We start from the raw sequence: 24,786 nt of genomic DNA on the forward strand, positions 1-24,786 counted from the left end.
TTTGCGAATGGCGAATGAGTGGCATGAATATTGAAGGCAAGGCATGGCGCGATCCAAGTCCAACCCGCAGCTGGTGCTGCGCCCCCAAGATCTGATGGTTTTGATGAGGCTTGCTTTGGTGGGCAGTGCAGAAAGCGCGCCCAGCTACGCAGCATTGGGAGCCGAGCTGGGGCTGACTGCCTCCGAAGTCCATGGAGCTGTTGAGCGTGCAGTCACGGCCCAGCTGGCAACGAAGGATTCGGCCGGCCGGCCGAGGGTGCGCCTGGAGCCACTGCGCTTGTTCGTGCAGCACGGCGCGCGGTACAGCTTCCCCGCGACGCGCGGTCCGTTAACGCGCGGGGTGCCAACGAGTTATGGCGCGCCTCCGCTCAGCGCGCTGGTTCGGGCTTCTTCGACCGAGCCGCTGCCGGTCTGGCCAGACAAGGACGGCACCGTGCGCGGAGAGACGCTGTACCCGCTTTATCCAACAGCACCATCGGCGGCGCGTGGCAACCCGGCTCTGTACGAACTTCTGGTCCTGTTCGACGCGATTCGTGCTGGGAGTCCACGTGAGCGGGCGCTCGCTATTCAGGAGTTGGACCGGCGGTGGCGTGCTGAGGAAACGGTGATGCAGCCATGAACCAAAACGATCCGAACGTGCAGATGCTCGACGTTGTCGCCGCGCGCCTTGGAGAGGATCTTTGCGGCCAACTGGTGTTTGTGGGCGGAGCGGTGGCGGGCTTGTTGATCAGCGATCCGGCTCAGCCGGCCATCAGACCCACTGAAGACGTTGATTTGCTGGCGCAGGTTCTGGCGAGGTCGGACTACTACGCGCTGGAGCAGCAGTTGCGGGCCCGAGGCTTCGAGCAAGACATGCGTCCTCATGCACCCATCTGCCGTTGGCTGGTCGACGGCGTGATCGTCGACGTGATGCCCACCATTCCAGGGGTCCTGGGGTTCGCCAATCGCTGGTACCCGCTGGCGATGCAGACGGCGTGGACAGCACAACTGCCTAGCGGGCGCGCAGTTCAGGTGATCTCAGCACCTGCATTCGTGGCGACCAAGCTGGAGGCGTGGTTGGGGCGGGGGCAAGGTGACTACCTGCTCAGCCATGACCTTGGAGATCTGATCAGTGTCATAGACGGTCGGGCATCACTGATCGAAGAACTCCGACACAGCGCCCCCGAGCTGCAGGCCGGTATCGCAGAGGAGGTAGGCCGATTGTTGGCTTCGCGCGGATTCCAGGACAGCCTCCCAGGCCACCTTCCTGGCGATGGGGCGAGTCAAGCGCGTCTCCCAGACCTGGTGGTCAAGCTTGAGCGAATCGCCGGATACGCTCCTAGACGGCTGGCCGGCCACAATTGCTGTGTTGGTGAAGGTTCGGGTAGATGATGCCGCCGTCCCGAGTTTCGAAAAACGACCCAACGGTCATCTGGAAGTTGCAGTTTGCAAATTGAGCTGTTCGGCGAGTGGAGACCACGTTGGCGTTAAATGGCGAAGAGGGGTGTGAATGTGATTGAGGCTAAGTGCTTGTTAGCGTTGAATAAAGCCTGGTAGAACCGATTGCAGACTTTTAACTCCTTGCCTCAGTATTAGCCTCATAACCCAAAGGTCGTAGGTTCAAATCCTGCCCCCGCAACCAAGAAATAATGAGTCCTGTGAAGGACTTAGCAAAGCCCGCCAAGTGCGGGCTTTGTCGTTTTTGGTCTTCGTGGCCCATTTGTGGCCCACGCGTGGCCCTTCTTTGGCCCACGGTTGCTAGCGCTCTTCTGCCGTGACCGTTGGGCTTGTGGCCCGATTAAGCGGTACCCATCGGAGATTGCTCCTGGACCGCGCTTCAGGCAAACAGGGCCGCATGTGAGTCGGCGTCCCACCTACGTACGCAGTGGCACCTCGTCAAGTGACCTGATGACTTCCCGCTTCATCGCGCACCCAGTCTGCCGTCTTGCGCAATCGCGGTCGAAACCATCGCAGTCAAGCCTTGGCAATGACGCGTTTTGACTAGGTGCAGGTGCACTCGGCTACACATTTCGGCGAGGTTGCGACAGAGTTTCGCAACGTCGGCAGCCCTCGCTGGCTGTCTTCTCTGCAGCGGTTGCGGGCGACCTAGCGAGGGCAAGCACGCTCTCGGCCAAGCGGCCAACCAGACGCTGTACCGCGGGCTCTTCCCAGCGCTCATAGCGCAGGTCACGCCAATCGGAGTAGTTGATTGGGGCGAGCGTCCTGGCAATCAGGTCAAGCGAGTTGCTCCGCATCTCAGGTGCTTCAACCCAAAGCACCGGCACGATGCGGTGTAGTCGAGAAGAATCCGTAGCCTCTGACGTGAACAGGCCAAACTCCCGGCGACACCATTCGCTAAGCAGCCAAGCCGGCGACACGAGAACTAGAAACACATCAGACTCGACGACGGCTTTCTCCAGCTCCTCTGGAAAATGCTGACCATCTCGTAGATTCTTCTTGTCTTGAAAGACCTGCGAGCCCGGCTCGCGTAGTTCAAGCTCTTGCTGCAAACGCTCGCGGAACTCTGAGACCTTGTTGAATTGGTCTTTCAGGCGGGTGTAGCTAAGGAAGACTTTCATGGACAGATTTTGAGGCCTAACGAATAGCGTTTGTCCGCCGCCCAATCGAGGCTGGAAGAAGTGTTGGCGGGCGGCGGCGGACAAACCTGTTGGACTGAACCGTCGCACCGATGGAGGCGGCAGCGACGGCGATAGGGAAATGTAAGTTTCAAACCCCTCGCTCCACCAGTGCGGATTCACCCGGGCGGGCGCGCCGGCTCACCGGGCTTGCCGCTGTGGGCAGATGATCTTGCTGCGACTGCGATGAGGAACAAGGCCAGTCGGAACTTGTTGTCTGTTGCGGCCGACCGAATCTTGACCCCCCCTCGTAAGTTTTCGGTCGGCCGCGACACTGAGACATTCGCATGCCGATGCCTGAGCCGCAGCATCTACGAACACAGGTCATTGGGCGCAGCTGGCACCGACCGGCGACTTCACCCCCGGAACTGCTCGCTCGACCGCAGAGCAGGCCACGTAAAGGCTCGAACGGCAGCTCCAGCGCGCTGCGACAGACTCATGTCGACCCTGAACGGAAGTTGATCCAGGCGCATCAGGCCTCCTCATAGCGGCCGTTCAACGTTTGATTTTGACGTCACCGCTCGCGCTACGCAACGGCATCGGCTCCCATGGAAAGAGAGCTACTCAAACCAAGAACGATGGGGCAGTGCCACGCCGTAGCAATGTGCTCAAGCAGCGCGCGTTCTCGAGCATCTTCAACCTCAAGAAACTGATACGAAAAGCCTTCTCTCAGTCTGCTTGTATCTCCGTTGAGGTGACTTTTCACGAGCGCTGATTTCCCTGCCATGTGATTTCGCAGCCGCTGATGAAGCCCGTTCTTTGCTCTTGTGGTGCGTCCAACATAGACCACCGCCTCAGCTGGATCTCGAATGACATAAACACCAAGCTTCTTTGGAACAACGATGCTTTCGCTGCCGCGCGGGAAAGCCCGAATGGGCGCATGGTTAAGCGCATCAAGAAGCTGCTGAATCCGGTTCCTCTCGTGCATGAATTTCCTATGTGCATCTTAGTGACGCCAATGTTCGAGCCAAACGGCCTGTGAAGGCAGGCGCCGTAAGCCTGATTCGCGATGATGCACCAATTGCAGCGGGCCAGATTTACGGCGCTTTCGGTGGCTGGTTCGGTTGAGCGTTTGACTAGGCGGAGACTACCGCCGACTGAACCGACCGGGTCTGCTCCATACCTCCCACAGGACAGCTTCCGGTTCTCGTGCAACGCGAACCTCTATCTCCTTCGTCAAGGCTGTCAGGTGGGCGGCGCCAACTAGGAATGCACCGCGTGTGTGAGGTCTGCTTCGACAAAAGCGACCAGTGCCGCAGCCACCGCGTCTGAACGCTGCCTTCAACATTGCCAAAGGAACTTGGCGGGCTTCCGGTTCGCAGGTGCACTTGAAACTCTTCGTAGACTGCGCCTGCGTAGTCGCTGGGAATGCCCGATTCGTGGATGTTGCTGATGCTGGCGGCTGATCGCTCGACCAAACTCGCCTTATGAGCAGCAAGCCCGGCCGCAACGACCCGTGCCCATGCAACAGCGGCAAGAAATTCAAGAAGTGCCATGGCTCCCTCGAGCAGCTGGATCGGCAGCAGGCTGAGCTGAAGGCGCAGCTTGCGGAGTTCGCGCTCACGTCGCGCGCGCGCCACGAGGCCCGCGAGTTCCAGCGTCAAGAACAGCAGGGTCTTGGCAAGCCCATCATGTCCACGGTGGTCAACGACCAGCGCGTCATCGCGGTCAATCGCCGGCTGCTTTGGTCGCAGAACTGGCACACCTTCCACGACTTCCTGAACGACTACCCGCGCATCGCGTTGGGCGACGACTGGTTCCTCGAGGAGGTCCGCAAACCGATCGAAGAGCGGCATGTGATCGTCACCTGGTTCGTCCGCGCGAGGGAATTGGCGGCTGAGAGCCGCGCCAGGGGTGTGGAGACCGCGGGCAAGCCCGCGACAGGTGCGCTGTCGGCCTACATGCGGTTCGCCTACGACCTGTACGCGCTGCACCACTCTGTCGCTATCGAGCAGCTGATGCTGGACCGCATCAAGAGCCCCCGAGGCTTCCCCGGCGCGATGTACGAGGTCCGGGTGGCCGCTTCGCTGATAAGAGCGGGATTCACCCTTGAGCTCGAAGACGAGACCGACCGCCGCACAACCCACGTCGAGTTCGTGGCCACCCACACGGCCACCGGCACGAAGTACTCGGTGGAGGCGAAGAGGCGTGAAGGCCAGAAACTCTAGCTAAACAAGCTGCTGCACAGCGCGTTGACCAAACGCGCCGAGCATCCTCGTATCGTCTTCGTCGACACCAACGACGGCCGGCTGGACATCCACAAGTTCGAGCACGTGCCGATGCCGTTGGCCGAGGCGCGCCAACTGCTCAAGCTGTACGACATGGACCCCGTCAGCAGTGCATTGCCCAGCGCGTACGTGATCGCGACCTGGGCGCCAGAAGAGCATCACCTCGAAGCAACCGGTTCATGAACACGGTGCCCCTGACCGATGCCGAACTGGAGGCCTACAGGCAGCACCCTTCCACCTTCTTCGGCACGATCGACCGGAATGCCGGGCGCAAGCAAGTTGTCACAGCCATGGACCACTTCGACTTCCTGTGGGAGAGCTACCGGAAGACTGACAGGGACAAGCTCCTGGACTGGATGCAGGCGGCGCCGAACATCGATGAGCTGAGGACGCTCGACCAGACCGAACTCGCGACCCGCTACTGCGTCGGGATGGCCGGGTTGATGATGCGCGAACTGGCAGCTCGACGCGCGGCTGCAGCGGCCGCCGATGCGGATGGCCATGCGGGCGCTGAACGTTCCGAGCCCATCCAGGGCTAGCGGTCACGCAAGCGTCTTGAGGTAGGACTGGAAGGTCTCGGGGCCTTCGAAGTTGGGGATAAGAATCGCGAACGGCTGAAGGTTGGCCGCCGTCAGCAGCGCTTGGCCGCTGGAGATCGCCGCCGTGGCGCTGTCGAGCTTCTGCTCGATGCTGCCCACCCACTTCGACCAGCGGCTCAGCTCGGTAGATTTCATCTTGTCGACGTTGAGCGGCTCGAATTCCTTGATGCCTTCCTCAAGGTCGACCACCAGGATCTGCCGCAAGTCGTTCTGGCTCTGCAGTGCTGCCAGCCCGCGGATGTCGGCGACCTTCTCGACGATCACGCGTGGTAGCCGACCGCCCTGCGCGCGAGCGAGGTCGATCTCGCGCTCGGTGGGTTCTCGCTCGGTCGTGAGCGCGTTGTCGCCGGTTCTCAGCAGATCAGCGATTCGTCGGATGACGACGCCGGGCACGCCCTTGCCGCTTTCCACGAGCGGTCGGGAGTTCTTGTATACCCAGTCAGCGCCGCGCTCACCGGTGCGCAGCGCCTTGATGCGTTGCTTGAGATCGTCCAACTTGAACGTGAAGTCCCACAGCCGCTCGCGTGCCTGCTTGTCCCGCATGTCCCGGTCGAACTGCGTGGCCATCGTCTCGAAGTCCACACCGAAGTAGTTCTTCCCGCAGTCCTTACCGATGTTGGTCTCTACCCCGGATTTCGTGACCACCAAATAGCCGCGACCGTGCGGTGTGTGGCAGTCCGAGAGGCCGCAGCGGATCCTGTCCGAGAACGCGTACTGCCCAATGATTCCGCTCAGCACGTGTTCGGCAGGGTTGAGGTTTCCGTTGAAGCCGGGCCTGCCCACGATGTCGTCCCACGACTCGACGCGAACAAGCTCCTTGCCTTGATTCAGAACGATCACGTAGCAGCTCCTTGTGCAACGAAGGAGGCAGTTTACGGACGCTGGCGCAACGACCCGCGCCGATCGTTCCTCTGAAATTTCTCGGCGGCTCGCGTTGCGTGCGCGGACCTGCACTGGATGGACATCGGGCTAAAGATGCATCGGTGCAAACAGCGTATCGCCCAGCACATGCGCAGCGACGCGAAGGCCAGAACAACGGCCTCCTTGCGCGGCGTCGGTCCGAACGTTGATGCTCCGTTCCCATGACGTGCATTCAGGCGGCCCTACAGCAGCCGCTCGTCAACGCCCGCACAGGGTCGAGATCAACCGTTCGGCCCGTCGAGCAGCAGACATTCGTCGCGGGTTGGCACGGTGAGCGGCGGCCATGCCGTCTGGGTGGCTACGTCACCCGCAACAGCGGTCATCGCAGTTGGCAAGTCGACAGGTGAGCCGATGACGGCCTCGTGTCCCGGACGTGAAGCCGGCTACAGGCCACGGAAGACGGCAGTCGCTGCACTTCCGCCAGTCGACCCAGAGCAGTCCGTCCCAAAACTTCGGCTTCCACGCGCGGCGAGCACGCCCTGCCGGGGGGACGCGAACCCTATCTGACATAACCCCGTCTGCGTGCCGCTCGACGCGTTCTCCCGGGGGGGCTGGTGGGGGGAGGGCTGCCTCGCGGGCAGTCAGAAGAAACTCCGGATGCGGGGTTCAATCCCAGCGGCTGCGCGAGGTTCCCACGGTGGCATCTGCGCGGAGGTGTCTGCGCCAGCCACAGATTGACCCCTTTGCGCGAGTTCTGCCGACCACCGACTGACCCGCCGATTGCCACGTAGTTTGACGCGGTTGCTCGGCAGCCGACGTTGTTTGGAAGGGTCCCCCGACGTCGGCGCTTCGGGTCAGTTTGGCGTTGGCGGCGACCATGAGGCCTCGACACGGCGCCGTTGCGCGTTCAACTTCTGTCAGCGCGCCCGTCCGACGGTCAAGGCCGAGACAAGCTCAATCGGATCTTCTTTCGATACGCCTGCGCCTCGCGCTTGATCGCGGCTTCGTCGAGTGTCAGCAGCTTGCGGTCGTGCATCAGCACGCGCCCCTCGACCAGCACAGTGCGCACGTCGCTGGCCTTGGTTGCGTAGACGAGCAGAGAGTAAATCGCATTGGCTTCGACAGCAGGCGAGCCCCCGTCACCCGGCCACATATGCAAGGCGTCGATATCGACGATGACGATGTCGGCGCGCTTGCCGGCTTCAAGTGATCCGATCTCGCGGTCGAGATGCAATGCTCGTGCGCCCTCAATGGTTCCCATGGCGAAGGCTTGCTCGGCGCTCAGCGTGCGTGCACTGCGCGTCGCATGCTTGTGGAGGAGGGCCGCCAGATTCATCTCTTCCCAAAGATCAAGATCGTTGTTCGAGGCAGCGCCGTCGGTACCGAGTCCGACCGCGATGCCAGCCGCTTGCATCTGCGGCACCGGCGATAGGCCGGCGGCCGTCTTCATGTTCGACGTCGGGTTGTGCGCAACGCCGACGTGGTGGTCGGCCAGCAGCTTGATCTCGCTGGCGTCGAGCGCGACCACGTGAGCGGCGATCAGGTTGCCCTTCAGCGCACCCAGACTCTCGAGATAGGCCACGTCGCCGCGCGCAGAAGCGCGACCAACGACCGGCGGCACCGGGAACTCGGTCTCGGCCACATGCATGAGGACCGGCACCTTCCTCTGTTCTGACCAGGCCTGAACTTGCTGGATGTGTGCCGCAGTGACGGTGTAAGGCGCGTGAGGTGCGATCGCTGGCACGATCAGCGGATGGCCCTGCCAGCGTTTGACGAACCGGTCCGTGTAAGCGAGCGCGGCATCCCACGTCTTGTTGTCGGGCGCGGGGAACTCAAGCACCGTCTGGCCAAGTACGCCGCGCATACCGGCCTTACTGACACTGAGTTTTTGCGGCCAAGCGACCGCTGCCGCCAGCACCGGTCATTGGACAGCTCGGGAGCTGAGTGACTGCTGCGCCCCGGCGAAGCTGTCAGCCGGCGCGTGTTATGGCAATGCGCCGCAGTCTGGAACTGAAGTCATGCCTCTATCGTGCCGCCGAGCAGGCTTCCGAACGTCCAGGCCGTTGCCGCAACTTCACGAAGACCCGCGCGAACCGGTAGAGATGGGTGCGTCAGCCCCGGGGACTGAACGTCCGAGGAAACACGACCGGCGCGCTGCGATCGGCGAGTCGGTAGCCCATGGCGGGCCGATTCGAGCTGCCCTCCACGTGGCCCGCTTCCACGAGAAATTCCGCGCCCAGCATGCGCGTCCTGAAGCCGCTTTTATCAATGTCGCGGTTCAGCACGATCTCGTAGACGCGCTGCAGTTGCGGCAACGTGAAAGGCTCTGCCAGCAAGAAGGCGGGCAGCGAGGTGTATTCCACCCGACCACGCAGGCGCTCTATGGCGGCTTGCAGGATGACCGCATGGTCAAACGCCAGCTCCGGACTCGCTAGCACCTCTTCGACCTCGAACCAAGCCACGTCCACCGCGTTGGCCCCTTTGGCCAGCTCGATGTCCCGACTGGGAATGAGCGCGAAGTACACATGCGTGGCTGACCATCCGCGCGGGTCCCTGGATGCCCCGCCCCAACTGCCCAGTTGTTCCAGATAGGGGCTGCGAACACCTGTCTTCTCGTGGAGCTTGCGTTCAGCGCACGCCAGCAAGTCATGGTCGACGTCGACGTTTACGAAGCCACCAGGCAGAGCCCAACAGCCAGGGAACGGGTCCGACGTCTTGTCTTCAGGCCGCTGCACGAGCAGAACCCGCAACGCATCTTCCGCGACGGTGAAGATGACCACGTCCACCGTGGTAAACGGCAGCGGAAAGCTCAGCGAGGGGGTGCTCGATCGAGGTGGTTTGGCGGCCATGCGGGCTCTCTTGCTTGACGGATTTCGATATGGGTTGTATTGTGCAACTTATTCAAGTTGCACAGAACAACTAACAGATCAGGGAAGCCCGTGAACGACACCGTCACCCTCTACCGACCTACCGGCCCAAGCGAATTGGCGCTGGTGGAGGCCAGCGGCAACCTTCGTTGGCCTCCCAGATTGCCTGAACAGCCCATCTTCTATCCCGTGACCAACGAGGCTTACGCCGTGGAGATCGCGCGGGACTGGAACGTGCCCGCAAGTGGCGCCGGCTTCGTGACTCGCTTCGAGGTGCGCAAAGCCTTCATGGAGCGCTATGCCGTCCACCAAGTGGGCGCCGCGCACCACACCGAGTGGTGGATACCGGCTGAGGAACTGGAAGCCCTGAACGACAACATCGTCGGCACCATCGAGGTGATCCGACGCTTCCCCGAGAACAACAACCAGAACGGGACATGAAACTCGCAACCGCCCCTCACGTCCAGCAAGCCACGGTGTGGCCTGAGCAAGGCGAGCACATCCTTGCTCACCATGACGACACCAGCGTTGTCGTCTATCAGGCCTATCGCCCGTCCATCGGTCGCTACGCCATTGAGCACGGCCACTTCGGCGGCCCGGACTACAGCTTCAACCGCATGAGCTGGGTGAAACCCAATTTCCTGTGGATGATGTATCGCTGCGGCTGGGGCATGAAGGAGGGGCAAGAAGTCATCCTGGGCCTGCGCATTCGTCGAACCTTCTTCGACGCGTTGCTCGATGCTGCGGTGTCGTCGTCCTTCGATGCGACCCGTTACGCCACCCAGGAAGAATGGCAGGACGCCGTGGCCAGCTCAGAAGTGCGACGGCAGTGGGATCCCGACCATGCACCCAGCGGCGCCAAGTTGACGCGCCGCGCCATCCAGCTCGGCCTGCGCGGCAGCCTTTTGCGTGCGTTCGCGACGACTGAACTGATGGAGGTCATCGACATGACCGACTTTGTCGCCGAGCAGCGCCAGTACGCCCAGGATGACAACCCGCGACTGATGACCCCGCTGGAGCACGTCTACCAACAGCAGCGCCATGACTGACATCTTGAATCTCCGCAGTGTCGAAGACCTGTTGCATGCGCTTGAAGCTGGCGCCACGCCGAAGTACATGCTCTTCTGGGGGCACCAGCCCAATGCCGATGGTTCCATCGGCAAGGGCTGCTTCAGCCAATGGTTCGAAACCAGCTTCCAGGCCGATGGCCAGACATACCTGACGGCAGAGCATTTCATGATGGCCGAGAAGGCCCGCCTCTTCGGTGACGGGGAGACACGCGCCAGCATCCTGGCAGCCAGAACGCCCGCAGAGGCGAAGAAGCTGGGGCGCGGCGTGAAGGGGTTCGACGATGCGCTTTGGGAGCAGGCGCGTTTTGAGATCGTCGTCCGCGCCAATGAGGCCAAGTTCTCGCAGCACCCGGCACTGCGGGATTACCTGCTCACCACTGGTGACCGCGTGCTCGTCGAGGCCAGCCCCGTCGACCGTATCTGGGAATCGGCCTGGCAGCAAATGATGAACGAGCGTTGGAGCCACGCGCTTGGTGTGGGCTGAACCTGCTGGGCTTCGCGCTGATGGAAGTGCGCGCCCGGTTGGCGTCGAACTGAATCGGGCGGCACCTGTGGAAGCGATCGAGGGATACCGAGGAGCGTTGCTGGGCCTGGCCTGCGGCGACGCCGTCGGCACCACCGTGGAGTTCATGCCGAGGGGCAGCTTCACGCCGGTAACCGACATGCTGGGCGGCGGCCCCTTCTCGCTTGCGCCGGGGAAGTGGACCGATGACACATCGATGGCCTTGTGCCTGGCAGAAAGCCTGATACAGACTGGCCGGTGCGACCCCAAGGACCAGATGGCGCGCTATGCCAACTGGTACGAGTGGGGCTACTGGAGTTCGACGGGTATCTGCTTCGACATCGGGTTGACGACCAAGGGCGCCATCCATCAGTTCCTGCTGACCGGCGAGGCTCTTTCTGGGTCTGCGGACCCAGACACGGCCGGCAACGGATCTCTGATGCGGCTGGCCCCCATTGCCCTGCGCTTTGGTCACGACGAGCAGTTGGTTCAGGACATGGCAGCCCTCAGCTCGCGAACGACGCACGCCGCCACTGAATGCCTGGATGCATGTCGCGTGTTTGCCGTGGCGCTGAGCCGCGCGCTGCGAGGCATGCCGAAGGAGGTGGTGCTGGATCTCGGCGGGCTGCCCATCACAAGCGCCAAGATCCGGGCCATCGCCGCTGCCGATCACACCGCCAAACCAGTTGAACAGATCAGGGGCAGCGGCTACGTCGTCGATAGCCTGGAAGCCGCGCTCTGGTGCTACGCCAGGCATTACAACTTCCGCGACGCCGTCCTTGAAGCCGTGAACCTCGGCGACGACGCAGACACGACAGGCGCCATCGTGGGCCAACTCGCCGGCGCCACATATGGCGCTGCCGGTATTCCCGTTGCCTGGCTTGATCGACTTCATCTCGCGCAGGAGATCACCGGGTTGGCTGATTCGTTGTGGCGATCTCAGCAGCAGAGTCTTGCTGACACGCCCGGCTGACCCGCTCGCTTCTCCTGCAGCAAAAGCCGAACAGCCCTAGGTACATTGCCGTTTCCTAACCAGCAGCTTCCATGTCGGCCTTCGATCTCTTCAAGCGCATCTCCCGGGCGCCCACCAATCCGGGAACGACGCCACCGACTCGCCAGTTCGACGTGGCCGACCTGTACCGCGGCGCGATATCGACGGGCGCCGAAGCGCAGGCCGAAACGGTGCCGTTGGACGAGAAGCTGCGGCAGGCCTACTTCTGGATCGTCAACAACGCGATCATCAGCCCGCACTACGACATCGAGTTCAACGACGGGCCGGCGCAGTCGTTCACTGTGGGTGACGGTCACCGCACGCTGACGCTGCCGTCCGCACAGAGCTATTCCAGCTTCATCCTGCTGCCCCTGCTGACCTTCGCCACGCGGCGCAAGTGCCTGTTCGTCGGCGGCCCTGGGCGGGGCAAGACGGCCAGCGCCCTGCTGATGGGCATCCTGGCCGGCTACCCAGTGCGGGATGTGCGTCGCGGCATGCAGCACGGCCACCCCCAGATGACCATCGCGGACCTGCTCGGCAACCCGCTGCCGGGCGACCTCGTGAACGCGCAAAGCATGGACGACATCCGCATCGCCTGGCGCAGCTGGCTGGGCATGCGCGTGAAGATCATCGACGAGTACAACCGCATCCCCACGCGCACGCAGAGCGCGCTGCTGACGGTGATGGGCGACAACTACGCCGAGATCCTGAACCACATCCACGAATGCCCCGACTCGGCCTGGTACCTCACCGCCAACGACGACCAGGGCGGCGGCACCTACCAAGTCATCGAGGCACTGCGCGACCGCATCGACGTGGTCGTGCAGGCGCTGTCATTCAACCCACGCTTCCTGGGCGAGTTGCTGCTGCGCGTGGAGGAGAACCTGCGCCCCGAGGAAGTGGTGCCGCCACAAATCGTGTTCACCGAGGCCGAGATCGACCGCCTGGGCGAGGAGATCCGCGCGGTGGAGGTGCCCGAGCCGGTCCGGCGCCGGCTGGAGTTCTTCTGCAGCCAGTTCGAGTTGTTCGAGCCCGCCGGCGTGCAGTTCGAGTACATGACCAAGGACACCGCACGGCTGTCCGGCGTGGACTGGGCGCAGGTAGTGGCCGCCGACAACGGCCGCGACCGCGTGAAGGACCTGGGCTGCCAGACGCTGAACGGCGTGTCGGTGCGCAACCTGATGTCGCTGCTGGTATTCGCCAAGGCGCTGGCCTACTTCCGCGGCTCGCGCCGCGTCGAGCTCGACGACCTGCGCCAGGTGCTGCCTTTCGTGCTGCACGACAAGCTGCAGCCCGATCTTGAGGCCCCGTTCTTCTCCATCCCCGGCAACGCCGGCTACCGCACCGATCGGCTGAGCTGGCTGCGGCGGTTGCTGGACCTGTCGTGCGAAGAGTACGACCGCCTGAACCTGGACCGCGACGATCCGGTGGGCCGGCTGTCGCAGGACTTTGACCGCGGGCTGGACGGTGTGTCCGAGTCCGACACTCGAAAGCGACTGGCAGCCATCGAGCGCCTGGTGGGCGAGCTGACCAAGGGCCGCAAGCTGTACGGCCCGCTGCACGACGACCTCCAGAAGCTGAAGTACCTCCACCAGCGCTACACCAACTACCTGCACTGGCTGCGCACCCAGTGAGCGCGATCTCCGCCCCCTTCGCCCAGGTGCTGGCCGCAGGCCGGCGCCAGTTCAACGCCCGCGTTGAAGAGGCAAAGCGTCGCGCGCCTGGCTTCGATGCTGCGGGTTTCGCGGCCTTCCTGCAGCAACAGGTGAACGGCGTGGTGGTGGCTGTCCACACGGCAGCGCCCACACGCATGACGGCGGTGGCGCTCGCTGCGTACGACGTTGCCATCAGCCTGTGCCTGCACGGCCTGGCCGGGCCCGGGGCGCGGACCCCGTTGCTGAATCAGACCTGGTCGCAACTCTTCCCCTTGCTGGCCGCACGCATTGCCGAGGAGCCGCAGGAGGTTCTCGGCGCGATGAGCAACGCCGTCGTGCATCTGGGCGGCGTAGACGGTGCGCGCGGCGACGAGTGGTTGGACCTGATGGTGCAGCTTGCGCCCGGCGCCGCCACGGGGGCGCAGCTTCTGGAACTGGGCAAGGTGCTGGCCTGGCGCTCGGGGCTGGCGCACTTCCGCGCGGGCGCCCTGCAGGCTGCGGACAACCTGCCGCCGGCGCTGCAACTTGCTGCACTGGGCGCGCCGGCCGATGGCTCCGCGAGTGGCTTGCGCGCTGCGCTGGCGTCCGACCCCTGGGCATCGTCGCAACCGCGGCGCGTGGACGGCTGGCAGCTCGGCGCCTTCACCGGCTTCGGTGGCCGCTTCTCGCAACCGCCAGAGCTGCGCCTGTCGTCGGCCGGCTTCCTGGTGCGCAGCGGCACGCGTCACTTCCTTGCCATCGCCGACGCGTTCGGTGCCGTGCTGCTGCCCGCCACGGCCGACGAGTTCGCCGCCGGGGCGTTGCCGCCGCCGCCCATGGTCCCGCAGCGCCGCGGCGCCACCCTGGTGTTCGCAGATCGCGAGCTGGTACTGGATCTCCCGGCCGAGGGCCTGCAACTGGCAGCTGACGCGCACACGCTGGCCATCGCATCGCCGTATTCGCACACGTTGCGCCTGCTGCCGTTGTGATGGATACCTCGCTCCCATCGACCGAGAGCCTGCTCGACCGCTGGCAGACTGCCTGGCCGCAGGCGCTCGCCGTCTGGAGCCGCTACACGCGACTGCAATTGCCGCACCTTTGCGAGAGCCGCGTGGAAGCTGCCAAGCAAGGCCTCGAGGGCAGTTTCGCGATGATCCGGCTGAAGGATCAGCGGATCGTCATCGACCTCCCGGCAATAGCCGCGCTGAAGCTGGAAGATCACGCCGTCGAGATCCTGGCGCACGAGATCGGCCACCATGTGCTGGTACCCGGCAACATGACCGATCAGCTGCGCCTGCTCGCGCGCATCCGCGCCGGCCTGCCCACGCTGGAGCGCCATGCGCCGATGGTGGCCAACCTGTACGCCGACCTGCTCATCAACGACCGCCTGCAGCGCCAAGAGGGGCTGCGATTGGCCGACATCTATCGCCGCCTGGCCGGCGAGCGCACGCCGGGCGCCGAGAAAACCATCAGCCAAGTCTGGGACCTGTACCTGCGCATCTACGAGCAGCTGTGGAAGCTGACGCCCGGCAGCCTCGGCTCGGGCGACAAGGCCGCACGTATCGACGGCGACGCGTGGCTGGGTGCGCGCCTGGTGCGTGTCTACGCCAACGACTGGCTGGCCGGCGCCGGCAGCTTCGCCGCGCTGCTGCTGCCCTACTTGGTGGAGGACGCGGAGAAGGCCGAGCAGGGTGCAGTGCGCCACTTGCTGGACACGCTGGATGCCGGCGAAGGCTGCGAGCCGTTCGGCGGCGTGGACATCGATGGCGACGAGACCCGTGCCACGCACCCATCTCGTGACCCGGCCATTACCGGCGACGATGTCGAGCCGGGTGCGCCGCAAGAAGGCACGGTGCCATCCGATGAGCCTGGCAGCCCAGCCGGCAAAGGCCAGAACCGCGAGCCCTTCGAGTACGGCGAGTTGCTGCGCGCCGCCGGCCTGAAGATCGACGACCACGAGGCTGCCGTGCGCTACTACCGGGAGCGCGCGCTGCCCTACCTTGTGCCATTCCCGCGTCGCATGCGGCCCGACAGCCCCGAGCCGCAACTCGAAGGGCTGGACCCATGGGAGATTGGCGACGCCGTCGACACACTGGATGCGCTGCAGAGCGTGCTGCTGTCACCTTACGTCATCCCCGGCATGACCACCGTGCAGCGCCACTACGGCCTGGAACCCGGCCAGACGCTGGCGAAGTCCCTCATCGACCTGGACCTCTACGTCGACAGCTCCGGCTCCATGCCCAACCCGCAGCAGCGCATCTCCTACATGAGCCTGGCGGGCGCCGTCATCGCGCTGTCGGCACTGCGTGCGGGGTCGCGCGTGCAGGTCACGCTGTGGAGCGGCAAGCAGCAGGTCATGCACACGCCTGGCTTCGTGCGTGACGAGCAGGCGATCCTGCGCATCCTCACCGGCTTCTACGGCGGCGCCACGGCTTTTCCGATCCATCGCCTGCGCGATACCTACCTGGGCAGCGCAAGGCATGACCGCCCCGTGCACCTGCTGATGATCTCGGATGACGGCATCACGACGATGTTCGACCGTGACGAGCGCGGCAACGACGGATGGGACGTGTCCGCCCGCGCATTGGCCACGGCCGGCGGCGGCGGCAGCATGGCGCTGCAGCTTCCGTCCAATTGGGAGCACAAGGACGGTGGCTGGCCCGCCACCGCCTACCGTGACCTCCGCCGCGCGCGCAGCGAGCAGCGCTGGGACATCTCGGCCATCACCAACCTGGAAGACCTGCTCGAGTTCGCACGCGCCTTTTCGCGGCGGCACTACACATGATCGTGGTTTGGCGTATCACTCAGCATTGCAACCTCCGCTGCCCGTTCTGCGAATGGGATCAGTCGCTGCCCCGTGCGCGCCAGCACGCCGATGCGCGGGAGGTGCTGCGCTTCGCCACGCTACTGGCCGAGTGGCAGACCGCCACGGGCCGGCGCGTGCTGGTCAGCTGGCTGGGCGGCGAGCCGCTGCTGTGGCCCGAACTGGCCGGCGTCGCCGCGGAGGTGCACGCCTTGGGTTTGGCGCAAAGCGCCACCACCAACGGCACAACGTTGGGTCAGGCCAAGGCGCAGAACCTCGTGCTGGGGCGCTTCGCCGAACTCACGGTCAGCGTCGACGGCTTCGCCGACTTCCATGACCCCATGCGCGGCTGGCCGGGCGGCTTCGACAAGCTCCGCGACGCGGTGATGGCACTCGCCACGCGGCGGGAGAGCCGGGCGGCGCTAAGGCTGCGCGCCAACGTCGTGCTGATGCGGCAGAACCTGCATGCATTCCCCGACCTCTGCGAGGCTCTCGCGGACTGGGGCATCGACGAGATCACGTTCAACGCGCTGGGCGGCCGCGACCGGCCCGAGTTCTTTCCTGCCCATGCCTTGCAGCCCGACGACGTCGCATGGCTTCGGGCCGAACTGCCGGCGCTGCGCGCTCGCCTGGCAGCGTGTGACGCACGCCTCACCGGTGAAAGTGGCTATCTGGACCGCTTCGCCGCCACAGCCCGTGGCCAGCGCATCGCCGTCGCCGACTGCGGGCCAGGCCGTGATTTCCTTTTCATCGATGAGCATGGCGTCATGGCGCCATGCGACTTCACCGTGGTGGGCTACGGAGTGCCCACCACTGCCATCACGTCTGTGGACGATCTGCTGGCGCTGCCGGCCCGCTTCGCCGCGCGCCAGCGCGAGAAGCGGGCGGCCGCCTGCGATGATTGCCGCTCCACGCGCGTGTTCGCCAAGTTTTCCGCCTGATTGCACCTCCCCATGCTGCTGCCTGGCCCACCGCTTGAGACCTTGCTTCGTCGACTGGCTGACACGCCTCCCGACTTCCTCGACGAGCCGCGCATCGGCGCATCCGGCCAAGTTTTCGTCGCCGCGGTCGTCAACGACCTGCTGGCCCAGGGCCGGGGCCGCGCCAGCCTGGCGGAGCTGCAGCGCTTCGAGGGCCGCAGCGCCGACGCCGGCCGGCTGCGCATGGCGCTGGTGATGGCCTGGTTGTTGGCGGACGATGCCCTGCGCGAGCAATCTGCGACACGGGCCGACGTGCTGAACCTGTTGGACGGCACCGCCGCTGAACTGGCCGGCCTGGCCTCGGCCACTAAGTACCTGCAAGACCCCGACCGCCGCGAGGAGCTGGTGCGCGTGCTGCTGGCGCGTCTGGGCCTGCGCCCGCATGGCGAGACCGCTGAGCAGGCCGCCGACCGGCTGTCCGCGCTGAGCGCCACCGAGCGCAAGCGTCTGCTGGACGCCAGCCGCGCCGCCGAGGCGCGCGCCCGGGAGATCCGCGAGGCGCTGGTACGCAAGGCCGCCGAGGCGTCGGCTGACAAGTGGACCCGCGAGTAGCGCGCATGCCGCTGCGCGACGAAGACCTGGCGTTTTGCCCGACGCTGACCGAGCACGGCCAGCGCATGCTCGACTTCCTGCGCGAACACCCCGCCGCTCCGCGCTTCAGCAACCAGAGCGGCAACCGCCTGCTGGCCGAGGAGGTCGATGAATTGCGCGGCTTCGTTCGCGACGTGCAGGCTGCCGAGGTCGGCTGGCCGCGCGGCAGCAAGCCCGACTGGCTGGCCGCCTTCGTGCAGCAGACCTGCCGCGAGGTGCCCGCCTTCCGCGCGCTGACGCATCTGCCCGACCGCTTCGAAGACCTGCCCACCATCACCCGCGCTGACTTGGCGGCGGACATCGCGCGCTACGTGCCCGACTCCGTGCCCCTGGATCGGCTCATCAACTTCCGCACGACCGGCACCACGGGCAACCCGCTGCTGATCGCGTCGCATCCGGTCGTGGCGGCGCGCTACCTGGCCTTTCACCTGCGCGCCCTGCAGCGCTTCGGCATCGAACCCCGGCACCGCTGCGGTCAGGTCGGCGTCGTGCTGCTGGGCGTGCAGCGGCGCTGCTTCACCTACGTCAGCGTCACGCCGCTGATGGATGACTCGGGGCTGGCCAAGATCAACCTCCACCCCGACGACTGGCGTGACCCGGCCGACCGGGCGACCTACCTCGACGCGCTGGATGCCGAGGTCATCGCCGGCGATCCGATCTCGTTCGGCGAGTTGCTGCGCCTGCCGTTGAAGACGCGGCCGCGTGCGCTGCTTTCCGTGGGCATGATGCTCTCGTGCGGCCTGCGCGACGAGTTGCAGGCGCGTTTCAGCTGCCCGGTTCTCGACCTGTATTCGATGAACGAGGCCGGTCCCATCGGCGTGTTCGACGCCGCGGCCGGCGGCCACGTGCTGCTGCAACCGCGTATGTATGTCGAGATCCTCGATGCGTCTGGCCAGCCAGTGCCAGAAGGTGAACGCGGCGAGATCACGCTGACCGGTGGCTTCAACTTTTGTCTGCCGCTGCTGCGCTACCGCACCGGCGACCAGGCCGCGCTAGTGCATGGCGAGCACGGCCCGGTGCTACAAGCGCTGCACGGGCGCGCGCCGGTACGCTTCCAGACCGCAACCGGTGCATGGGTCAACAACATCGACGTCACGCACGCACTGGAACGCTGGCCGCTCACGCAGTATTCGTTGCACCAGTGCGCCGACACCTCGGTGCAGCTGAGCCTTACACCTGGCGCGATGACGCATGCGGATGCCGTGTGCGGCGCCTTGCAGGCCCTGCTGGGTCCATTGTCGATCAACGTCCAGCCGCTGTTGGCCGACGACAAGGTACGGCAGTACACCTCAGACCTTGAGACCACAACCGGATGACCGATTCCGTTGAGCTGGCAGCCAGCGTGCTAACAACCGTTTCCATCTTGCTGGCAGCGCGCAATAGCGTGCACACGTGGTGGACCGGCATTGCTGGCTGCGCGCTGTTCGCGGTGACCTTCTACCGCGCGGCGCTGTATGCCGACGTGACGCTGCAGGCATTCTTCATCGTGACCAGCGCGATAGGCTGGTGGCACTGGCTGCGCGGCCGTGCGGGTGCGGCGCTACCAGTGACGCGGACGACGCGCCGTGAGTTCGGTGGCGCTATCGTTCTGGCGGCCCTCGCCACTGTGAGCTACGGCGCGCTGCTGATGCGGTTCACCGATGCCTACGCGCCCTTCATCGACTCCGCGGTCCTCGCGCTGAGCGTGGTGGCCCAAGTTTTCCTGCTGCGGCGCCGGGTCGAGAACTGGCCAGTCTGGCTGCTCGTCAACACCATCGCCGTGCCGCTGTACGCAAGCCGCGGCCTGCAGCTGACGGCCACTCTCTACGCCGCCTATTGGGTGAACGCGTGGTTTGGATGGTGGCGCTGGCGCCAGCTTCAACGCCTGCAGATCTCGTGAGCGAGCGGTTTCACCGCGGACTGGTGGTGGGCAAGTTCTGCCCGCTGCACCTGGGCCACGAACTGCTCATCAAGCGTGCTCGGTCGCAGTGCGATGACCTGATCGTGCTGAGCTACACCAAGCCCGGCTTCGATGGGTACGACCGCAAACGCCGCGCGGGCTGGCTACAGGCACGGTTCCCGGATCTGGCCTGCCATGTCATCGACGATGACGAACTGGCCCGCCGCTGCGACGCCCAAGGCATCGAACGCCGCCCGCTGCCCGATGACGACGCGCCCGGCGCCGTACATCGCCATTTCGTGGCGTGGCTGCTGCAGAACCTGCTGGGCGGTCCGGTGGATGCGGTTTTCACCAGTGAGAGCTACGGCGACGGTTTCGCAGCCGTGCTGGCAGAGGCGTTCGGCGCAACGGTACGCCACGTGTGCGTAGACCAGGCACGCACCGAGCTAGCCGTGTCCGGAACCCAGGTGCGCCGCGATCCTCTCACCTGCCGGCACCTGCTGGGCCCCGAGGTTTACGTCGACTTTGTGCCCCGCATCGCGCTGCTGGGCGGCGAGTCCACCGGCAAGTCCACGCTGGCCCGCGCGCTGGCCGAGGCCCTGGATACCGTGTACGTGCCCGAATTCGGACGAGAGCACTGGGAGCAGCGTGGCGGCGTGCTGACCTTGGAGGACATGGAGCACATCGCGAGGACGCAGGTCGAGCGGGAACAGCAACAAGCGTTGATGGCACGCCAATGGCTGATCTGCGATACGACGCCCCTGACGACCCTGCTCTACAGCGAGCTGATGTTCGGCAGCGTGGCTGAAGCGCTGGCGGATCTGGCTCGCCGCCCCTATGCGATGACGTTTCTGTGCGCGGCCAACTTTCCATTCGTACAGGACGGGACTCGGCAGGAGGAGGAATTCCGGCGGCGTCAACAAGCCTGGTATCGGGGCGCGCTCAAGAAGCGGCAGATCGATTTCAAGGTCCTTGAGGGGCCGCTCAGCCGGCGCGTCGACACGGCGGCGAAGCTGATTCGAGATGCCACGCCGTAGATACCGCTGGCTGTCAGGCTGTCAGGCTGTCAAGCAGGAGTCTGGCTGCCTCGAGATCGCTACTGCAGGTAGTGCGCTCGTATCGCGTCTCCATCCAGCGGCGTGACGGTGGAGTCGCGTGCTGTGCCGAAGCGCGTGTCGGCCTTCGCCGGGTCGTCCACCAGCGAGCCGCGGGCACGCGCGTGCAGCGACAGCAGCGTATGCAGATCGGGCTTCACCATCTCGTGCAGCGCACGCAGCATCAGCGACACCCCGGCCAGGTTGCCCGCCACGCTGTTGGCAAAACGTGGATGATCCTTGAGCGCAATGTCAGCCCACAGCACTTCGCGGCGCTGCAGGTCCAGCACCAGCGGCAGGTTGATGTGCGCGTCGGAAGCCAGGTCCACCCTGTCCACCACGGTACGGGCCTCGAAGGGCTCGCCCGAGTTCAGGTCCGTGCGCGACATCCAGCCTGCGAAGCATTCCGGCAAGTCGCAGTAGGCCTGACCCGAGTAGCTGTTGACGCACATCATCACGAACCGCACGCCGCGTGCACGCAGCATCTGCAGGTCGAGGTCAATGAACTCGGCGGCGCCCTTCGGCGCATCGACGATGTCGCCGCTGTGGTGGGCACCCCAGCTGCGCAGGTTGTAGAACGCGATGGTGTCCACGTAGCGGTAGTCGTCGCCGTACAGCACTACGGAGAGGTCGATGTCCACCCGCGAGCGGCCGTTCATCCACCAAAGGAAAAGCCGGACGAAGCCGCCCTCCGGCATCGGAATGCGGCTGCCACGCGCAAAGGTGCGCAGCGTTTTGGACGCGGCGCGCTGTGCCAGCGGCACCACGTAGCTCGCTAACGCTGGATCCACGAAGCAGCGCCCCAGCGGCGGCAGCTGCGCGAAGCGCGCCAGCAGCGCTTCCTCGCAGCCCCGCACCACCTGTTGAGCGACGCGCGCATCGATGGCCACGCGGCGGTCGCGCAGCGCGAACACCTTGGCGACCTCGCCCTTCGGGAAGAACACGCGCAGCCGCCCTTGCTCGGCGCGCACCTTGAAATGCGCCAGCACCTGCAGCAGCACAGCGGTAGAAACGCGCGTTGCCAACTCGGCGAAGCGCTTCAGCAACGCCTCGGGCTCGCCGCTCTTGCGCAGCAGCACATCCAGCCGACGGGCGTACTCGCCGGGACGCGCCTCCAAGGCCTGCGCCGCGCCAGCCACGTCGCCGGTGGCCAAGGCTTGTTCCACACGGCTGTTGAAACTCACGAAGGGCAGCCCGTCGCGAATCACTGCAAACGCTGCAGCAGTCTTCGGGTAGCGCTCTGCGTGCTCTCTCGGGTGCAGTCGCTCGCCCAAGCGCTTGAATGGCTCCACCCGGCGGCGCATGTCTTCGGTCAGGCCCCCGCAGCCCTCCATCAGCGCCAGCAGCAACCGGCGCTGGCGGCGCGGGAACCGGGCGAAGCGAGTGGACGCGGCGAGCGACACGTCACCGCCAGACAGGCCCACGGCCAGGCGCAGCACGTCGGTCGCCGTGCGGAAATGTGTTTCGACGAAGTGCTGTGTGCGCTCGTCATCGCTCACATGCAGCATTAGTTGAGCGCCAAGAAGAGCCAGATTCTCTTTGAATGGGAACTTCGCCGGCAGCAGGCGGAACACGTCGGTTCGGTACTGGCGGACGAACCAGGTCAGGTCAGCCTGGTCTTGTGCCGACAGCGCTGCAGCGGATCCCGCCAGCCGCGCGCAGATGGCCTCGAAGTCCTCCACCGATCCCAGTTCCACGATGCGCGGGAAGCGGTTGTGCAGCAGTGGCGGGCGTTGCTCGTCCGTTGCCGGCATGCGACGCAGGCCCACGTAATGGCTCAGCGCGTTCAGGTAGAGCTGGGCCTCCGTCAGCGCCATCACCTGCGTGGGGAAGCCGGGATACAGCGGCTCGTGCTGACGGTGCGCACCCAGGAGTTTGCGCATCTCTTGGGTCGTCTCACGCAACAGTCGCGCCGCATCTTCGGGCGAAAGGGTAGACAGGCGCGAAACCACCTCATCGGCCAGCACGAAGCCTAGCGCCTCGATCTCCTTGAGCATCGTGGCGATCTGCTGTGGCGTGACGCCGCCCGAGCCCGGGCGCACATACAACCGCGTGCGACGGCGCAGGTAGATCTCGTTCATCGTTCCGTCCCTGGAAACAAGATCGCCTGCTGGAAGGCAGGCGATGAGCGGAAAGCGGGGACCCTAGGTTCAGAGGTTTTAGAAGGAAGGACCCCCATAGCCGCGTTGCAACCATAACCCATCTCTGGCCCGACTAGAAGCAGGAAACGCCCCGGGGCATCAAGGCATCGGCAGCACCGAGACTCATCACGAGCACGAACTGCAACTGCGGCACGTCAATCAATGCGTAGGGTACACAGGCTTTTGGCCGCTCAAAACCTACCTGATCTACGGTGGGACTAAAGCGGAGCGACCAGCCTCGCGCGCTAGGCGGCTACGCTCCTCATGCCCTTCCGCAGGCAAACATCGACGGCATGCTTAGCCGCCCGTTTGCTTGCCTACACGTTGCCGCTACCAGACCGCGAAGTCTTGGCGGCAGCGATCGCCTTGCTCTCCTTGCGGAGCTTGGTGGAAACCGGGCAGACCTGCTGGACGAAGCTCGTTAGGGTGTTGGTGAGGCTGTCCTTCTGCAAGCTGTAGAAGACGAATTGCCCACGCTTGTCCGCCTTGACCAGTCCAGCCGCTTCCAGAATCTTCAGGTGCTTGGACAAGGACGGCTTCGTCATGTCGAAGCGGCTCGCGATGTCGCCGGCCGAGAGTTCGGTCTCGGACAGGTACGCGAGGATCTTGCGCCGGGGTGTGGAGGCGAGCGCTTCAAAGATCTTTTCCATGACGGGATCCTAGCAACTTAATTTCCCTTCTCGCTAATTGCGTAGTTAGCCAATTAGCTAATTCCGATGCACAATGAGTCAGCCTTTGGGAGCCCATGTGTCCGACATCTCGCCCGCACCCGCGCAGCCCGCCGCACCGGCGACCGGGCCTCACGTCGTCTACTACAACAGCGCCTGCCCGGTTTGCGACGCAGGCGTGTGCGCGATGCGCGCTTGCATCGCTGAGGGTGACGTCGAATGGGTGGACGTTCATCGCAATCCGGAGCGTCTTGCCCCGCTGGGGCTTGATCTGGAGGACGTCCGGGAGCGCTTGCACCTGGTTGACCCGCAAGGTCACCTTCAGATCGGCGCGCCTGCGCTCCTCACAACGTGGTCCCTGCAGTCACGCTGGAGTTGGTTGCTCAAGCCGTTGAACTGGCCCGGCCTGCGCACGTTGACCTCTTGGGCCTACATCGCGTTCGCCCGCCAGCTGTACCGCTGGAACCGCCGCCAGGGTCACTGGTGAACCACTCAGACAAGGAATATTCGATGGCTACGCATACCAACTTCGACGCCGCTGAGCTCGACAAGTTTCAGGCGCTCGCTTCACGCTGGTGGGATCCAGAGTCCGAGTTTTGGCCGCTCCACGCGATCAATCCACGCCGGCTCGAATGGATCGATCGCCTTGCGTCGCTGGCCGGGAAGCAGACGCTGGATGTCGGTTGCGGCGGCGGCATCCTGGCTGAGTCGATGGCGCATCGCGGCGCTGATGTGCTGGGGATCGACCTGGCCGACAAGGGGCTGAAGGTGGCCGCGCTGCACGCGCTCAAAAAAAAAGTAAGGCTTCGGTGACGTACCGGCATATCGCAGCCGAGGAACTCGCGCGCGAGATGCCTGGCTCTTTCGACGTGGTGACCTGCATGGAGATGCTTGAGCACGTGCCGGATCCAGCCCAGGTCGTGGCCGCCTGTTCGACGCTGCTGAAACCGGGCGGGTGGGCGTTCTTCTCCACGATCAACCGATCGCCCTTGAGCTGGATGGTTGCCGTCTTCGGCGCCGAGCGCGTGCTGAAGGTACTTCCGCGCGGTACGCACGACTACGCGAAGTTCATCAAGCCAGCGGAGCTGAAAGAGATGGCCGCAGCATCCGGGCTGGTACTGCGCGAAGAGAAGGGTCTTCGCTACAACCCCATCACCAGGACCTTTGGGCTAGGTACCTGGAAGGGAGTCAATTACCTGCTCGCGATGAGGAAAAACTAGGCCGTTGCTCCGGCGTCGCACGGTGCGGTGCCGTGCTGAACCG

The 24,786-nt window shown here is 64.7% G+C and carries 24 protein-coding genes and 2 pseudogenes; 19 read left to right on the forward strand and 7 right to left on the reverse strand.

The window, feature by feature from the left end:
* The first annotated feature begins 43 nt into the window (after positions 1 to 43).
* The gene (locus AC0IZJ_RS08670; RefSeq protein WP_471848649.1) at positions 44 to 619 is read left to right on the forward strand and encodes a hypothetical protein; all 576 of its coding nucleotides are present in this window, start codon (positions 44 to 46) and stop codon (positions 617 to 619) included.
* Entirely contained in the window at positions 616 to 1,371 is a 756-nt protein-coding gene (locus AC0IZJ_RS08675; RefSeq protein ID WP_471848651.1) for a nucleotidyl transferase AbiEii/AbiGii toxin family protein, read from the forward strand. Before AC0IZJ_RS08670 ends, AC0IZJ_RS08675 begins: the two co-directional genes overlap by 4 nt.
* A 629-nt stretch (positions 1,372 to 2,000) precedes the next feature.
* Here the strand turns inward: AC0IZJ_RS08675 and AC0IZJ_RS08680 are convergent.
* Both AC0IZJ_RS08680 and AC0IZJ_RS08685 read right to left on the reverse strand, forming a co-directional pair.
* Entirely contained in the window at positions 2,001 to 2,558 is a 558-nt protein-coding gene (locus tag AC0IZJ_RS08680; RefSeq protein WP_471848653.1) for a toll/interleukin-1 receptor domain-containing protein, read from the reverse strand.
* A gap of 583 nt (positions 2,559 to 3,141) precedes the next feature.
* On the reverse strand, positions 3,142 to 3,543 hold the full coding sequence (locus AC0IZJ_RS08685) for a GIY-YIG nuclease family protein (RefSeq protein ID WP_471848655.1): 402 nt from the start codon (positions 3,541 to 3,543) through the stop codon (positions 3,142 to 3,144).
* Between the two features lie 499 nt (positions 3,544 to 4,042).
* On the opposite strand from AC0IZJ_RS08685, the gene AC0IZJ_RS08690 reads away from it, so the two are divergent.
* Genes AC0IZJ_RS08690 through AC0IZJ_RS08700 form a run of 3 tightly spaced genes read left to right on the forward strand, consistent with a single transcriptional unit; the run spans position 4,043 to position 5,382 of the window.
* A complete protein-coding gene (locus AC0IZJ_RS08690; protein WP_471848657.1) occupies positions 4,043 to 4,783 on the forward strand; it encodes a YecA family protein in 741 nt (246 codons plus the stop codon).
* Between the two features lie 24 nt (positions 4,784 to 4,807).
* Positions 4,808 to 5,026 (forward strand): hypothetical protein, encoded by a 219-nt coding sequence (locus AC0IZJ_RS08695; protein ID WP_471848659.1) that lies wholly within the window; start codon positions 4,808 to 4,810, stop codon positions 5,024 to 5,026.
* A complete protein-coding gene (locus AC0IZJ_RS08700) occupies positions 5,023 to 5,382 on the forward strand; it encodes a hypothetical protein (protein ID WP_471848661.1) in 360 nt (119 codons plus the stop codon). The genes AC0IZJ_RS08695 and AC0IZJ_RS08700 overlap by 4 nt, the downstream gene beginning before the upstream one ends.
* 3 nt (positions 5,383 to 5,385) lie before the next feature.
* Here the strand turns inward: AC0IZJ_RS08700 and AC0IZJ_RS08705 are convergent, their stop codons facing one another.
* The 3 genes from AC0IZJ_RS08705 to AC0IZJ_RS08715 form a co-directional block, all read right to left on the reverse strand.
* Positions 5,386 to 6,282, reverse strand: coding sequence for a response regulator (locus AC0IZJ_RS08705; protein WP_471848663.1), 897 nt, complete (start codon positions 6,280 to 6,282; stop codon positions 5,386 to 5,388).
* Positions 6,283 to 7,240: 958 nt separating this feature from the next.
* The gene (locus AC0IZJ_RS08710) at positions 7,241 to 8,167 is read right to left on the reverse strand and encodes an amidohydrolase family protein (protein ID WP_471848665.1); all 927 of its coding nucleotides are present in this window, start codon (positions 8,165 to 8,167) and stop codon (positions 7,241 to 7,243) included.
* Between the two features lie 247 nt (positions 8,168 to 8,414).
* Complete coding sequence (locus AC0IZJ_RS08715; RefSeq protein ID WP_471848667.1) at positions 8,415 to 9,152, reverse strand: NUDIX hydrolase; 738 nt, start codon at positions 9,150 to 9,152, stop codon at positions 8,415 to 8,417.
* Positions 9,153 to 9,242: 90 nt separating this feature from the next.
* Here AC0IZJ_RS08715 and AC0IZJ_RS08720 point away from each other — a divergent pair, with 90 nt between their 5' ends.
* From AC0IZJ_RS08720 to AC0IZJ_RS08775, 12 genes and pseudogenes are all read left to right on the forward strand, one after another.
* On the forward strand, positions 9,243 to 9,611 hold the full coding sequence (locus AC0IZJ_RS08720; protein WP_471848668.1) for a hypothetical protein: 369 nt from the start codon (positions 9,243 to 9,245) through the stop codon (positions 9,609 to 9,611).
* A complete protein-coding gene (locus AC0IZJ_RS08725) occupies positions 9,608 to 10,219 on the forward strand; it encodes a DUF4291 domain-containing protein (RefSeq protein WP_471848669.1) in 612 nt (203 codons plus the stop codon). Before AC0IZJ_RS08720 ends, AC0IZJ_RS08725 begins: the two co-directional genes overlap by 4 nt.
* Positions 10,212 to 10,777 (forward strand): annotated as a pseudogene (locus AC0IZJ_RS08730) (NADAR family protein). Before AC0IZJ_RS08725 ends, AC0IZJ_RS08730 begins: the two are co-directional and overlap by 8 nt.
* A 14-nt stretch (positions 10,778 to 10,791) precedes the next feature.
* Positions 10,792 to 11,715, forward strand: a complete 924-nt coding sequence (locus AC0IZJ_RS08735; protein WP_471848671.1) for an ADP-ribosylglycohydrolase family protein — start codon at positions 10,792 to 10,794, stop codon at positions 11,713 to 11,715.
* Positions 11,716 to 11,786: 71 nt separating this feature from the next.
* Positions 11,787 to 13,367 carry an AAA family ATPase gene (locus AC0IZJ_RS08740; protein WP_471848673.1) on the forward strand — a complete coding sequence of 527 codons (1,581 nt, stop codon included), beginning with the start codon at positions 11,787 to 11,789 and terminating at the stop codon, positions 13,365 to 13,367.
* Positions 13,364 to 14,356, forward strand: coding sequence for a hypothetical protein (locus AC0IZJ_RS08745; protein WP_471848675.1), 993 nt, complete (start codon positions 13,364 to 13,366; stop codon positions 14,354 to 14,356). Before AC0IZJ_RS08740 ends, AC0IZJ_RS08745 begins: the two co-directional genes overlap by 4 nt.
* The gene (locus AC0IZJ_RS08750; RefSeq protein WP_471848677.1) at positions 14,356 to 16,152 is read left to right on the forward strand and encodes a vWA domain-containing protein; all 1,797 of its coding nucleotides are present in this window, start codon (positions 14,356 to 14,358) and stop codon (positions 16,150 to 16,152) included. The genes AC0IZJ_RS08745 and AC0IZJ_RS08750 overlap by 1 nt, the downstream gene beginning before the upstream one ends.
* Before the next feature lie 2 nt (positions 16,153 to 16,154).
* Complete coding sequence (locus tag AC0IZJ_RS08755; protein WP_471848679.1) at positions 16,155 to 17,111, forward strand: radical SAM protein; 957 nt, start codon at positions 16,155 to 16,157, stop codon at positions 17,109 to 17,111.
* Between the two features lie 42 nt (positions 17,112 to 17,153).
* The gene (locus AC0IZJ_RS08760) at positions 17,154 to 17,702 is read left to right on the forward strand and encodes a hypothetical protein (protein WP_471848681.1); all 549 of its coding nucleotides are present in this window, start codon (positions 17,154 to 17,156) and stop codon (positions 17,700 to 17,702) included.
* A gap of 5 nt (positions 17,703 to 17,707) precedes the next feature.
* On the forward strand, positions 17,708 to 19,057 hold the full coding sequence (locus tag AC0IZJ_RS08765) for an AMP-binding protein (RefSeq protein WP_471848683.1): 1,350 nt from the start codon (positions 17,708 to 17,710) through the stop codon (positions 19,055 to 19,057).
* Positions 19,054 to 19,620 (forward strand): nicotinamide riboside transporter PnuC, encoded by a 567-nt coding sequence (pnuC, locus tag AC0IZJ_RS08770; RefSeq protein WP_471848685.1) that lies wholly within the window; start codon positions 19,054 to 19,056, stop codon positions 19,618 to 19,620. The genes AC0IZJ_RS08765 and pnuC overlap by 4 nt, the downstream gene beginning before the upstream one ends.
* Positions 19,617 to 20,657, forward strand: a complete 1,041-nt coding sequence (locus tag AC0IZJ_RS08775; protein WP_471848687.1) for an AAA family ATPase — start codon at positions 19,617 to 19,619, stop codon at positions 20,655 to 20,657. The genes pnuC and AC0IZJ_RS08775 overlap by 4 nt, the downstream gene beginning before the upstream one ends.
* A 59-nt stretch (positions 20,658 to 20,716) precedes the next feature.
* Here AC0IZJ_RS08775 and AC0IZJ_RS08780 read toward each other — a convergent pair whose 3' ends face one another.
* On the reverse strand, positions 20,717 to 22,795 hold the full coding sequence (locus tag AC0IZJ_RS08780; RefSeq protein ID WP_471848689.1) for a TerD family protein: 2,079 nt from the start codon (positions 22,793 to 22,795) through the stop codon (positions 20,717 to 20,719).
* Between the two features lie 377 nt (positions 22,796 to 23,172).
* Entirely contained in the window at positions 23,173 to 23,505 is a 333-nt protein-coding gene (locus tag AC0IZJ_RS08785; RefSeq protein ID WP_471848691.1) for a metalloregulator ArsR/SmtB family transcription factor, read from the reverse strand.
* A 97-nt stretch (positions 23,506 to 23,602) separates the two neighbouring features.
* Between AC0IZJ_RS08785 and AC0IZJ_RS08790 the strand changes: the two genes are divergently transcribed.
* Both AC0IZJ_RS08790 and ubiG read left to right on the forward strand, forming a co-directional pair.
* A complete protein-coding gene (locus tag AC0IZJ_RS08790; protein WP_471848693.1) occupies positions 23,603 to 24,010 on the forward strand; it encodes a thiol-disulfide oxidoreductase DCC family protein in 408 nt (135 codons plus the stop codon).
* Positions 24,011 to 24,033: 23 nt separating this feature from the next.
* Positions 24,034 to 24,743, forward strand: a pseudogene (ubiG, locus tag AC0IZJ_RS08795) (bifunctional 2-polyprenyl-6-hydroxyphenol methylase/3-demethylubiquinol 3-O-methyltransferase UbiG).
* Positions 24,744 to 24,786 lie beyond the last annotated feature (43 nt).

The sequence above is a fragment of the Roseateles sp. AC306 genome, from assembly GCF_979253795.1.